Raw genomic sequence first — 12,348 nt, 5'->3', positions numbered from 1 at the left:
TGGTGTTGGGGGGGGGCTTGGGCAGTTTTAACCGCTACCACCGCGCCGGTCTCCACCCTTCAACCCCCACGCGGCTGTTTTGCCATGGCCGGGGCTGGGGGGGCCAAAGGGGGGTGGTCGTGACCACGCACGCCTGGCCACATGCAATTGCCTTGCAGGTGCAATACGGCTGTTACCGCTGATGCACACACTTTCCGCATACGCAGCGCCCGCACGCGGCGCCGGCCGATGTACGCACCGGGGATCCGCTGCATCGGCACCACTTTCCGCATTGAGAAGCCACTGATGTCTTCAAATCTTCCGGCGCTGGCTTGGGCGCCGCTACCGTTCTTCCTGTTGTGCGTGATTCCGCTGGCCAGCGCGCAGAGTACTCCCGCGACCACGGCGGATACGGCACAAGCTGCAGCGCCTGTGGAACCGGCGCCGGCCGCCCGGGTCACCATCAACGAGTACCTGGTGCGTGGCAACACCGTGCTGCAGGCGCGTGATATCGAAAAGGCGGTGACTGCCTATCTTGGCCCTGGCCGCACCATGGAGGATGTGGAGGCCGCGCGCAATGCCTTGCAGCAGGCCTACCAGGGCAAGGGCTACCAATCGGTCTATGTCGATCTTCCCGAGCAGCAGGTTACCGCTGGTGTGGTGATCCTGCAGGTCACCGAGACCCGCATTGGCCAGGTCAAGGTGGTCGGTGCCGAGCACAATGACCCGCAGCGTCTGGCCGCCCGCGTGCCGGCCCTGCAGGCGGGTGCGGTTCCGGATTTCGAGCGCGCGCAGTCGCAGCTGACCGAGCTCAACCGCAGCGGCAAGCGCCAGGTGGTGCCGCTGGTCAAGCAGGGTGCTGCCGACGGCACCATGGACGTGGAGCTCAAGGTCGATGACAAATCGCCGTGGCGCTACAGCGCGACGGTGAACAACGATCACAGTGTCGATACCGAGCCGCTGCGCAGCATCCTGACCGTTGGCCACGACAATCTGTGGCAGCGCGAGCACACCGCTTCGCTGACGTTCTTTGCCGCGCCGCAGGATCTGGACCAGGCCAATGTCTGGTCCGCTGCCTACGGCATGCCACTCGGCAGCCCGGACTGGATGCTGGAGTTCAACGGCTACCGCTCGGACAGCAACGTCGTCTCCACTGGCCAGACGAATGTCACCGGCAAGGGCCATGCGCTTGGCGTCAAGCTCAGTCATACCTTGCCGATGACCGGCGCGTGGTGGCACCAGCTCTCGGCCGGAATCGACTTCAAGGATCTGGACGAATCCGTGGCGATGGTGGGCCAGGCCTCGAACTTCGCGCCGCTCAAGTACGCACCGTTGACGCTGGCCTATAGCGGTTTCCGCCAGGGCGACAAGCATCAGCTCAACGTCGGCCTGCAGGCGGTGTTCGGTGCACGCAGCATGTTCGGTTACGGCAGCAGCGATGATGAGTTCGACTGGAAGCGCGCCTATGCCGATCCCAGTTTCTTTGCCCTCAAGCTCGAATTGAGCGACACCTACACGCTGGAAAGCGGCGCGCAGTGGTATGCGCGGTTGTCGGCACAGATGACCGACCAGCCCTTGGTGTCCGGCGAGCAGTTTGCCGCCGGCGGCATGTTCACCACCCGCGGTTACCGCTCGGCCGAAGGTATCGGCGACTACGGCGCGCTGGCCACGCTGGAGTGGCGTACCCGGCCATTGGGCCTGTGGGGCCTGCAGGACTGGCGCTTCTACGGCTTCGTTGATGGCGCCTGGCTGGGCTTGCGCCAACCCTTGCCCGAACAGGCCGACAGCGCCTCGATGAGTGCGGTCGGCGTGGGCAGCAGCCTGCGCATCGGCCAGCACTACAACCTCCGCTTCGATTACGGCCGCACGCTCAGCGACGGCCCGACCACGACCAAGGACGCCAACCGGCTGCATATCAGCGTTGGCGCCAGCTACTGATCCCGACATTCCACGACTTTCCGGAGATACCTTCAATGCAACGCTTCATTGCCCTGTTGTTGTTCTGCCTGAGCATGTCCATGCTCAACGTCGCGCATGCCGAAACCAGCTGGTGGCAGGCTGACTGGAAGTACCGCAAGCCGATCACCGTGGATGCCGGCCCGAACGGTGCTGCGCTGGGTGGTAATCTGGGCCGCACGCCCGTGCTGATCCGCCTGCATACCGGCAATTTCGCCTTCGACGGCGTTGCGCCCGAGGGCAAGGACCTGCGCTTCATTGGCGCTGATGGCCATACCGTGCTCAATCACCAGGTCGAGCAGTACGACGCGGATCTGGGCATGGCGCTGATATGGGTCGACGTGCCGACGATCAGCGGCACCGCTGCGCAGACACTGTGGATGTATTACGGCAACCCCGGCGCACCGGCTGCGGGCAATGGCCAGCGCGTGTTCGACCCGGACTACAGCGCGGTCTATCACTTTGCTGACAGCGCTGCCGAGGCGCGTGACACCACCGCCTACGTGAATACCTTGAGTGGCGAATTCAAGCCGGCCGACGGCGCCATCATCGGTCGTGGCGCACAGCTTGGTGGGGCGCCGCTGCACCTGCCAGGTGCGCCGTCGCTGGCCATTGCCGCTGGCGGCGCAATGACGTTCTCGGCGTGGATCAAGCCGGACCAGCTTGGCCCGGACCAGGCCATCTACGCGCGCCGCGAAGGCGGCAATGTGTTGCTGGTGGGCGTGGACAACGGCGTGCCTTATGTGCGGGTGAACCAGCAGCGCAGCCAGCCGGTGCCGGCACTGGTGAATGGCCAATGGGCGCATATCGCGTTAACTGCCGCCGATGGCGTGGTGACCCTGTATGTCGGCGGCCGTGAGGCAGTGCGGATGGACGCAGCCTTGCCAGCCCTGGCCGGTGAAGCACTGCTCGGTGGCGACGCCGTTGCTGCTGACGCGGTCGGCGACGCCGCTGCTATTCCCGCCGCGCAGCCGTTCATTGGCGCGGTCGATGAAGTGCGCGTGTCCAAGCTCGCACGTCCGGCAACAGCCTTGTTGGCCGATGCCACTGCGCAGGGCGCCGAGTCGCGCCTGATCGCCTTTGGTGAGGACGAGCAGTCGGCTGGCGTCAGCCACTTCGGTTTCATCCTCAAGGCGATGCCGGTCGACGCCTGGGTGGTGGTGATCGTGCTTGGCCTGATGCTGCTGCTGTCGTGGGCGATCATGATCGCCAAGAGCCGCTACTTCGGCACCGTGGCCAAGGCCAACGAGCGCTTCACCTCGCAGTACAAGAAGGTCACCGGTGCACCGGTCGCCTCGCTGCAGGAGTTGGAGCGCACCGGCACGCTTGCACCGGAGATCCGCGAAAGCTCCACGTTGTGGCGCCTGTACCGCATTGCCATGGACGAAATGGACGGCCGCGGTTCGCATCATCACGGTTTGACTGCCGCTGCGATCACCTCCATCCGTGCATCGATGGACGCCGAAGTGACGCGCGAGACCGAGCGCATGTCCAAGCGCATGAACTGGCTCTCGACCACGATCGAAGGTGCGCCTTACATCGGCCTGTTCGGTACCGTCATCGGCATCATGCTGGTGTTTGCGGTGGCTGCCATGGCGGGTGCGGTGGACATCAACTCGGTGGCGCCGGGTATGGCCGCTGCGTTGCTGTGTACCGCAGCCGGCCTCGGCGTCGCCATCCCGGCGCTGTTTGGCTACAACTGGCTTGCCTCACGCGCCGAAGCCATTGCCGCCGACATGTCGGTGTTCGTCGACGAGTTCACCGCACGCCTGGCCGAAGAGTTTGACCGCAGCACGCCGGCGACCGCGGCACGTCCGGTCCAGGGCTGAGGAGATCATCATGGCCAGGGCTAAGCGGTTCGGCATCAAGAAACGCGAGAAAGGCATCAACGTCACCCCGTTTGTCGACGTGCTGCTGGTGGTGCTGGTGATCTTCATCCTCACCAGCAACGCCACCATTCCAGGCATCGAGGTCAACCTGCCGAAGGCCAGCTCCAGCATGGCGCTGGAGAAACCCAAGACCAAGGCGATCACGGTCGACAACGCCGGGCAGATCTTCCTGGATGCCTATCCGGTGAGCCTGGCCGAGCTGGAAGACCGCCTGCGTACCGAGAAGGCACTGAGCCCGGACTTTCCGGTGATCGTGCGTGGCGATGCGCAGGTGCAGTACGCACGCGTGGTCGAGGTACTGGACCTGCTGCGCAAGATCGAGCTGACCCAGGTCGGCCTGGTCACCGGCAAAGTGCAGGGGTGAGGGCGTGACTTCCCTCCACACCCACAGTGATGGCGCGGCACCGGCGTGGCGACGCTGGTGGCCGCTGCTGGCGGTGATCGGCGGCATTGGCGTGCTGGCGCTGCTGGTCTGGTTGTTGCTGTTCAAGAACACCGCCAGCACCCGCCGCCCGGTAGCCGATGTGCCGATGGTGATGCTGCCACCCCCTCCGCCGCCGCCACCGGAGCCCGAGCCGGAACCGCAGGACACGCCGGAAGAGGTGATGCCCGAGCCGGAACCGCTGGATGAGGTGCCCAAGCCCAGCGAGGAAGCGCCAACGCCCGACACCGCCGATCCGGTGACGATGGACGCCGACGCGCAGGCCGGCAGTGACAGCTTTGGCATCCAGTCCGGCAGCGGCGGTGGTCGCAGCGGTACCGGTGCCGGTGGTGCCGGCAATGCCAGCTACGGCCGCTATCTGGGCTACGTGCTGCAACAAGCGGTCGCCAGCGACGACAAGGTGCGGCGCCTGGCGTTCCAGCTGATGGTCAATGTATGGCTGGACGAAAGCGGGCAGGTGACGCGCGTCGAGCTGGCCCGCGGCAGCGGCAACGGCGAGGCCGACGAAGCGGTGCTGCAGGCGATCCGCGCGATCGGCCGCATCGACGAGCGCCCGCCGGCATCGCTGAGCTTCCCGGCGCGGGTACTGGTGCAGGGGCGCCGACCGGCCGGATGAGCATCCCGACTTCTTTCTTTCCCGATTCCTCCTTTCTGCGAGCAAGCCGATGACCTGTTCTACCTTCCGTTCCGCGCTGCGCGGATTGCGCACCACCACCCTCGCCACCGGCGTCGCGCTGGTGCTTGCCAGTGGCGCTGTGCACGCCCAGGCCGGTGCCGGCGACAGCACCATGATCAAGTTGATCCGTGGCTTGATGGACAGCGGTGCGCTCAAGCCCGAGGTTGGCGCCGCGCTGTTGCTGGAAGCACAGCGTGAAGGCGCACCGGCAGCTGCCACTGCCACCGCGGTGGCAGCGCAACCCGGCGATGTACGCGTTCCCTATATTCCGCAGAGCGTGCGCGATGAGATCCGCGAGGAGGTCAAGGCCAGCGTGATGGCCGAAGCCAGGGACGAGCGTTGGGCCGCACCTGACCAGGTGCCGGAGTGGACCCAGCGCCTGAAGGTGCAGGGTGATGTGCGCGTGCGCAACGAAAGCCGCCTGTATTCCCAGCGCAACAGCGACATCGAGGTGGACTGGGCGCGCATCAATGCCGGCAATGGCTATGACGTCAACGGCAATACCAACCTGGACCTGCCACCGCTGCGCAACAGTCGTCAGGACCGCAACAATTCCTGGCGCATCCGTGCGCGTCTTGGCGTGGTAGCCGAGCTGGGTGAGCACACCCGTGCCGGCGTGCGTCTGGCGACCGGCAACGACAACGGTCCGGTGTCCACCACCCAGACACTCGGTGGCGGCCTGGGCAAGAAGGACGTGTGGTTGGACCAGGCGTGGCTGTCGTGGTTGCCGCTGGCGGGCCTGGACATCCAGGGCGGCCGTTTCGGCAATCCGTACTGGTCCACCGATACCCTGTTCTCCAATGATCTCAACTTCGACGGCATGGCGATCAAGTACGCGCATTCCGTCGGTGGGGATGGTCTTTCACTGTTCGCAACACTGGGTTTGACGCCGCTGGAGTATTCCTCCGACAGCTTCCCCAGCACCAGCCAGAACAAGATGAAGAGCGAGAACAAATGGCTCAATGGCCTGCAGGTGGGCGCGGACTGGCAGTTCGGTGATGCGCAGAAGCTGCGCGCCGCAGTGGGCTACTACGACTTCCGCAATATCGCCGGTGAGTACTCACAGCCCTGCGCGCTGTATGCCGGTGCCGACTACTGCAGCAGCGACTGGACGCGCCCGGCATTCATGCAGAAGGGAAATACGCTGATGCTGCTGCGTAACATCGCGGTCAATCCGCTGGATCCTGCCAACACGCCGATGCCGCAATACGTGGGATTGGCTTCGGAGTTCGAACTGCTCGACCTCAACCTGGCATGGGAAACGCCGCTGTTCGACGGCATGGGGCTGCGCGTCGAGGGCCACGCCATCAAGAACCTTGCCTACGATCCCAAGCAGATGTGGAAGCGCGCACAGGGCGGCATCGTCACCAATCTTGGCGCGCCGGTGAATGGCGTGGCGGGTCCGCAGGACATCCGCAGCGGTGACATGGCCTATATGGCACAGGCAACGTTTGGCCAGCTGGCACTCAAGCAGGCCGGCGATTGGAACCTGGCCCTGGGTTACAAGCGGCTGGAGGCCGATTCATTGCCCGATGCCTATAACGACTCCAACTTCCATCTCGGCGGCACCAATGCCAAGGGTTACTACCTGGGTGGCTCCTACATGTTCGACAAAAACGTGTGGTTGACCGGGCGCTGGATGGCGGCCAAGGAAGTGACCGGCGCACCGCTGTCGATCGATGTCTTCCAACTGGAAGTGAACGCAGGCTTCTGATCCGCGTCCGCACGCTCTCAATCGGGGCAGCAGCTTCTGCTTCCCCGACATCACAACTGGAAGGACCTGCAAGATGACGACCGATACCGTACTCGACCAAGACACGACCCCGCCTGCAGATGCGCCGGCAGCGCAAGTTGAAAGTGATGCCGGCAGCGCGCCTCCCGCCTGGCCGATGCTTTACCGCAACCCGGTGGTGCTGTCCTCGCAGGCACATGGGCATTGGCGGCTGCGCGCTGGCGATGCCGCATTTGCCGCTGGCAGCCATTCCGTGCCGCTGATGATCGGCGAGTTTGCCGCAGCCTCGCGCGCCTACCCGATGGTTTTCGCCGGTGCGGAGCACTTGCCGGTGGCCGTGCTTGGCCTGGAAGCGGAGCAGAACCGCTTCGTCATTGCCGACCAGTGGCGGCCGGAAACCTATGTGCCGGCGTACCTGCGGCGCTATCCGTTCGTGTTTGCACGCACCAGCAATCCGGATGGCTATGTGCTTGCCATCGATGCAGATGCGGACATGCTGGTGCAGGAAGGCGAGGAAGGCCAGCCGCTGTTCGAAGGCGACCAGCCCACGGCGATTACCCGCCAGGCCCTGCAGTTCTGCGAAACCTTCACCCGCGAAGATGCCGCCACCCGCGCGTTCAGTGCGGCGCTGGCCGAGGCGGGCGTGCTGGTGCCGCGGCAGGCCGATGTAGCCCATGCCGATGGCCGCAGGCACAGCCTGCAGGGCTTCCATGTGGTCGATCCGGAGCGTTTTGCGGCCCTGCCGGACGCCACCGTGCTGCAGTGGCATCGCCAAGGCTGGCTGGCACCGGTGCACTTCCACCTGGCCTCGCTGGCGCGGTTTGCCGATCTGACCACGGACTGATCCTGTTCACGCGTGGCGCCGGGCAGCTGCCGTCGCAGTCCTTGTCGATTGCAGGCGACGAGGTTGACGGTGGTTGCCCGGTGACCACGCCCTTGCTGTGTATGCGTGGTCTTGAAGAAGTGCCTGCAAGCCTTCTTGCATGGTTGCTGGCGGCGGGCAGCCCGTCGCACCCAGGCGTGATCCGGGAGTGTCGAGGACATTGCTTGCACAGCACGCATGCAATGCTCGCAACGCCAGGGTCCGCTGGCCGCAATGCGTCCAGGCCTTCGACTCGAAGGCGACGCCGTTGCTGGATCGCCAGCAGATTTGACCCGCCCGCGCCACAGGTGCAAGCTCGGGCACAGTGCTGCGCAACTCAGGAGTCCCGATCATGACTGCTGTCGGTTCGATGAGTACCCCGGGCGACAAGTCGCCGCCCTCACATCTATGGCGCGTGTTCTGGCTGCAGGGGGTGATCCCCAGCAACCTGTTATGGGCCGCCGCGCTATGGGCGCTGGCGCAGGGCAGGACCAGCTTGCTGCTCGGCCTGTTCGCCGTATTGCTGCTCTACACCGGTTGGATCATTCCCACGGTGTGGCGGGCCGCGCCCAGCGCACACAATCCCAACTATGGCCTGGCCGCGCGTGGCCTCACCGTGGCGTGGGGACTGAACACCGTGCTGGTGGTCTTCTTCCTGTTGCTGCAGCTTGCGACCTGACCGGGTCGCAAACGGGCCAAGCGGGGTGCTAGTAGAACTGCACCGGCGCGCCGTCGCGGTCAAACGCGGCAAAGCGGCTGATCTGGCCATCGTTGACGGCATTGACCATCAGGCGCAGTGGCTGCGCGGCTTCATCACTGGAGGGAGCAATGCCGGCGCGGCCGTCCAGCGAGGCGACGAACACCAGGTCCCAGGCCAGGCCGGTGTTGGCGGATTCGGCGGCCAGTGCGGCGAACGAGGCGACTTCCTGCGGCGCCTTGTCCACGCACAGCACCGGGCTCAGGGTGCCGCCTTCGCCGCTGTCATGGCGCGCATGTTGATCGGCGGTTGGGGATTCAGGCAGGTCGGCTTTGACGAATACGAACAACAGGCGTTGTGGCTCGGTCTGCTCCAGCGCGGCTCGCAGTAAATCGTCGAAATCACTCAGCATCATGATCGTTTTCACAAGGAGGAAGCCATTGAGAGGCCATGCTGCCACAGCCGGGCAGGGTCTGGCGGAGGTCCGGATTGATTTAAGTCATGCCATCGCCGCAATGCCCCGCGTAGGCTGACAGCCTGTCAACGAAGGTGAGGGTATCCCGGCATGCCGGGCGAGCGTGCAAACGTGGAGTCAGAAGGTGAAACAGCCATGAGCCAACTCACCGACGGCTTCGGTCGCAGTTTTCCATACCTGCGTCTGTCGCTGACCGAGGCCTGCAACTTCCGTTGCAGCTATTGCCTGCCCGATGGTTACCAGGCCGATGGCCGCCCGCAGTTCATGGCGGTCGATGAGATCGAGCGGCTGGTGCGGGCGTTTGCCCTGTTGGGCATGCACAAGATCCGCCTGACCGGCGGCGAGCCCAGCCTGCGCAAGGACCTGACCCAGATCATCGCCACCGTGGCCAAGGTGCCGGGCATACGCAAGGTGGCCATCACCACCAATGGCTGTCTGCTGCCAAGGCATCTGCCCGGTTGGCATCGCGCCGGGCTTACCGCGCTCAACGTCAGCATGGACAGCCTGCAGCGCGAGCGCTTCCATGCCATCACCGGCCACGACCGCCTGCCCGAGATCATGGAAGGTCTGGCCATGGCGCAGGACCTTGGCCTGCAGTCGATCAAGCTCAATGCGGTGCTGCTGCGCGGCCTCAACGATGACGAGCTGCCGGCGTGGATGGAATTCCTGCGCGAGCGGCCGATCAGCGTGCGCTTCATCGAGCTGATGCGCACCGGCGACAACCGCGAGTACTTCGAGCGCCATCACCTGCGCGCCGATGTGGTCATCGAGCAATTGCTGGCCGCCGGTTGGAGCGAGCGCAAGCGTGGCGCCGATGCCGGCCCTGCGCGTGAGTTCAGTCACCCGCATCATCGCGGCAGCGTTGGCATCATCGCTCCGTATTCAAAGGACTTCTGCAAAGGCTGCAACCGCCTGCGGGTCACCGCGCGCGGCGATCTGCGCCTGTGCCTGTTCGGCGACTTCGGTGTGGCGCTGCGGCCGCTGCTGCAGTCCGACGATGACCAGGACGTGCTGCTGGCGCGCATCACCACCCAGCTTGGGCTCAAGGCAGCCGGGCATGGATTGCACTTCGGCCAGACCGGGCTTACCCCGCACCTGGCCTCGATTGGAGGATGAAACAAGCAATGAGTGGGCAGATAAGTGCGGCATTCCATATGGCCGATGTACGCGACAAGCGCATCACCCGCCGCCGCGCGGTGGCGGTCGGTGAGCTGATCGCCGGGCCTGTTGCCTACCCGTTGATCGTCGAGCGCCGCCTGCCCAAGGGCGATGCGCTGGTGATGGCTGAAATTGCCGGCCTGCAGGGCGCGAAGATGGCCTCGGCGTTGATGCCGATGTGCCACCCGCTGCCGTTGGAGCTGGTGCGTGTTTACTGCGCACCGGTGCCGGAGCGGCTGGCGATCCGGGTCTGGTGCGAGTGCGCCAGCGAAGCGCGCACCGGCGTGGAGATGGAAGCGCTGGCCGGCGTCAATGCCGCCCTGCTGACCTTGTACGACCTGAGCAAGCCGGTCGAGCCGGCACTGGAAATCAGTGGCATCCGCCTGCTGTTCAAGGAAGGCGGCAAGAGTGGCGTGTGGACCCACCCGCAAGGCATGGATGCCGGCGAACTTGAACGTTTCCGGCCGCGTCCACCCAGGACCTTGGACGCGGCGCGTTGCGCGGTGATCACCCTCAGTGACCGCGCCAGCCGCGGCGATTACGTCGACGAGTCCGGGCCGGTGCTGGTCAAGGGTTTGCAGGCCTTGGGCGGTGAGGTGGTCAGCAATGAAATAGTGGCCGACGGCATCGAACCGCTGGTTGCGCGTCTGCGCGCGCTGGCCGCCGATGGTGTCCGCCTATGCCTGTGCACCGGCGGTACTGGCCTGGGCCCACGTGATCTGACTCCCGAAGCCTTGCAGGCATTGGGTGGACGCCCGGTGCCGGGACTGGCACAGATGCTGCGCGGGCTCAGTGCCCAGCACACACCGCTGGCCTGGTTGAGCCGCGCTGAAGTCGTGCAACTGGACGATCTACTCGTCATTGCCCTGCCAGGCAGCCCGCGCGCTGCCGCACAGTGCATGAACATCCTCACACCCGTGCTCGGCCATGCCTTGGCGATGATGGACGGGGGCGCACACGCATGATCAGTTATGCGCAGGCCCTGCAGCAGTTGCTGGCAGCCGCACCGGCAGCGCTCAGCGAACAGGTGTCCATCGATGCCGCCGCCGATCGGATACTGGCGACGCCGGTAAACAGCGCGCAGGACCTGCCGCCGTTCGACAACGCTGCGATGGATGGCTTCGCGCTGTGCGCGAACGGGCAACCGGTGGCGGCGGGCAGCGTGCTACAGGTGCAGGGTTGGCAGGCTGCAGGCGACACCGCTGCTGCAGACGGCGATTCCGCGCAGGCCTGGGAGATCATGACCGGCGCACGCATGCCGTCGGGTCTGGACAGCGTGGTGCCGATCGAGCAGGTGGAAGTGCTGGATGCCGTGGATGGCCGACCCACCCGGGTGCGCCTGCAGGCACTGGTAAAGCCCGGTCAGCACGTTCGGCTTCGCGGCCAGGATGTGGAACAGGGCGAAACCGTGCTGGCTGCGGGAGCGCTGCTGGACGTCAATGCGATGACCTTGCTGCATGCACTCGGCGTTGCCACCGTGCAGGTACAACGACAGCCGCAGGTTGCGGTGATCAGTACCGGCAAGGAACTGATCAGCGATGCGAGCGCAGAGCTGCAGTCCGGACAGATACGCGACAGCAACCGCCCGTTCCTGGTCAGCCGCCTGCGCGCTGCGGGTGCGGAGGTGGTCTGGAACGGCGTGGTCAGTGATGACGTTGCCGCCTTTGATGCTGCGCTGGATGCAGCGCTGGCTGCAGGTGCGCGCGTAGTGCTGAGTACCGGCGCGGTATCGCAGGGTCGCTACGATTTCATTCCCGATGCGCTGCGTGCACGCGGTGCCGAGATCATTTTCCACAAGGTCGCGATCCGTCCGGGCAAGCCGCTGCTGTTCGCGCGGCTGGCCGACGGCACGCTGTACTTCGGCCTGCCGGGCAACCCGATTTCCGCTGCGGTAGGCCTGCGCTTCTTCGTCGAGCCGGTAGTGCGAAAGATGCTTGGCCTGGCCGAAGAGGCCGTTCTGCAGTTGCCACTGCAGGCCGATGTACGCAAGCCACCGGGCCTGCGCTTCCATGCGCGTGCGCGTGTGCAGGCCGATGCGAGCGGGCAACTGAGTGTGCGTGTGCTGGCCGGGCAGGAGTCCTTCCGCCTCAAGACCATGTTGCACGCCAATGCGTGGGTGGTGCTGGAAGGCGAGGGTGATCTGGCCAGCGCCGGTAGTCTGGTACGTGTACAGGGTTGGGGCCACCGCGAGCCGGTGCAGCTCAGCCCGCAGGAGATGTCATGAAAGAGATAGTGGTGCAGCTGTTTGGCGCGTTCTCCGAGCTGGACCCGCAGCGCGAGATCAGCGTGCCGGTCGAAGGCGCGCAGGTCATCGACCTGCGCAGGGCGCTGCGCGCCTTGCTGCAGCAGCGCTTCCCGCAGTTCCGTGCCGGCCTGGTCGATTACTCGGCCTTTGCCGATGAACAACGCGTATTGCGCGATAACGATGCGCTGCCCGGCGATGGCCGCGTAGCCATCCTGCCGCCAGTAAGTGGAGGCTGAG

12 protein-coding genes are annotated in these 12,348 nt (G+C 65.3%); 11 read left to right on the top strand and 1 reads right to left on the bottom strand.

All coding sequences use genetic code 11. The features are described from left to right. The first annotated feature begins 285 nt into the window (after positions 1-285). The 7 genes from ACVOLV_RS10245 to ACVOLV_RS10215 all read left to right on the top strand — a co-directional run bounded on the left by ACVOLV_RS10245 (position 286) and on the right by ACVOLV_RS10215 (position 8,215). Positions 286-1,917, top strand: a complete 1,632-nt coding sequence (locus tag ACVOLV_RS10245; protein WP_481554297.1) for a ShlB/FhaC/HecB family hemolysin secretion/activation protein — start codon at positions 286-288, stop codon at positions 1,915-1,917. Positions 1,918-1,952: 35 nt separating this feature from the next. Beyond that, entirely contained in the window at positions 1,953-3,764 is a 1,812-nt protein-coding gene (locus ACVOLV_RS10240) for a DUF2341 domain-containing protein (RefSeq protein ID WP_481554296.1), read from the top strand. Positions 3,765-3,774: 10 nt separating this feature from the next. Continuing rightward, a complete protein-coding gene (locus tag ACVOLV_RS10235; protein WP_296248885.1) occupies positions 3,775-4,188 on the top strand; it encodes an ExbD/TolR family protein in 414 nt (137 codons plus the stop codon). Positions 4,189-4,192: 4 nt separating this feature from the next. Then, positions 4,193-4,882 (top strand): energy transducer TonB family protein, encoded by a 690-nt coding sequence (locus ACVOLV_RS10230; protein WP_481554295.1) that lies wholly within the window; start codon positions 4,193-4,195, stop codon positions 4,880-4,882. A gap of 49 nt (positions 4,883-4,931) precedes the next feature. Next, positions 4,932-6,656, top strand: a complete 1,725-nt coding sequence (locus ACVOLV_RS10225; protein ID WP_481554294.1) for a putative porin — start codon at positions 4,932-4,934, stop codon at positions 6,654-6,656. Between the two features lie 73 nt (positions 6,657-6,729). Next, on the top strand, positions 6,730-7,518 hold the full coding sequence (locus tag ACVOLV_RS10220) for a SapC family protein (protein WP_481554293.1): 789 nt from the start codon (positions 6,730-6,732) through the stop codon (positions 7,516-7,518). A 370-nt stretch (positions 7,519-7,888) separates the two neighbouring features. Beyond that, positions 7,889-8,215, top strand: coding sequence for a hypothetical protein (locus ACVOLV_RS10215; protein WP_481554292.1), 327 nt, complete (start codon positions 7,889-7,891; stop codon positions 8,213-8,215). Positions 8,216-8,243: 28 nt separating this feature from the next. On the opposite strand, the gene ACVOLV_RS10210 is transcribed toward ACVOLV_RS10215, so the two are convergent. Then, positions 8,244-8,648 carry a ribonucleotide reductase subunit alpha gene (locus ACVOLV_RS10210; RefSeq protein WP_481554291.1) on the bottom strand — a complete coding sequence of 135 codons (405 nt, stop codon included), beginning with the start codon at positions 8,646-8,648 and terminating at the stop codon, positions 8,244-8,246. Positions 8,649-8,843: 195 nt separating this feature from the next. On the opposite strand from ACVOLV_RS10210, the gene moaA reads away from it, so the two are divergent. Genes moaA through ACVOLV_RS10190 form a run of 4 tightly spaced genes read left to right on the top strand, consistent with a single transcriptional unit; the run spans position 8,844 to position 12,347 of the window. Further along, complete coding sequence (moaA, locus tag ACVOLV_RS10205) at positions 8,844-9,824, top strand: GTP 3',8-cyclase MoaA (protein WP_481554290.1); 981 nt, start codon at positions 8,844-8,846, stop codon at positions 9,822-9,824. An 8-nt stretch (positions 9,825-9,832) separates the two neighbouring features. Beyond that, positions 9,833-10,831 carry a bifunctional molybdenum cofactor biosynthesis protein MoaC/MoaB gene (gene moaCB, locus ACVOLV_RS10200; protein WP_481554289.1) on the top strand — a complete coding sequence of 333 codons (999 nt, stop codon included), beginning with the start codon at positions 9,833-9,835 and terminating at the stop codon, positions 10,829-10,831. Next, the gene (locus tag ACVOLV_RS10195) at positions 10,828-12,090 is read left to right on the top strand and encodes a molybdopterin molybdotransferase MoeA (protein WP_481554288.1); all 1,263 of its coding nucleotides are present in this window, start codon (positions 10,828-10,830) and stop codon (positions 12,088-12,090) included. The genes moaCB and ACVOLV_RS10195 overlap by 4 nt, the downstream gene beginning before the upstream one ends. Then, positions 12,087-12,347, top strand: coding sequence for a MoaD/ThiS family protein (locus tag ACVOLV_RS10190; RefSeq protein ID WP_481554287.1), 261 nt, complete (start codon positions 12,087-12,089; stop codon positions 12,345-12,347). Before ACVOLV_RS10195 ends, ACVOLV_RS10190 begins: the two co-directional genes overlap by 4 nt. Position 12,348: the final 1 nt, after the last annotated feature.

This window comes from Stenotrophomonas sp. STEN023, from assembly GCF_056760135.1.
The sequence above is the reverse complement of the archived record's forward strand: the minus strand, read 5'-3'. Positions and strand labels throughout refer to the sequence as shown.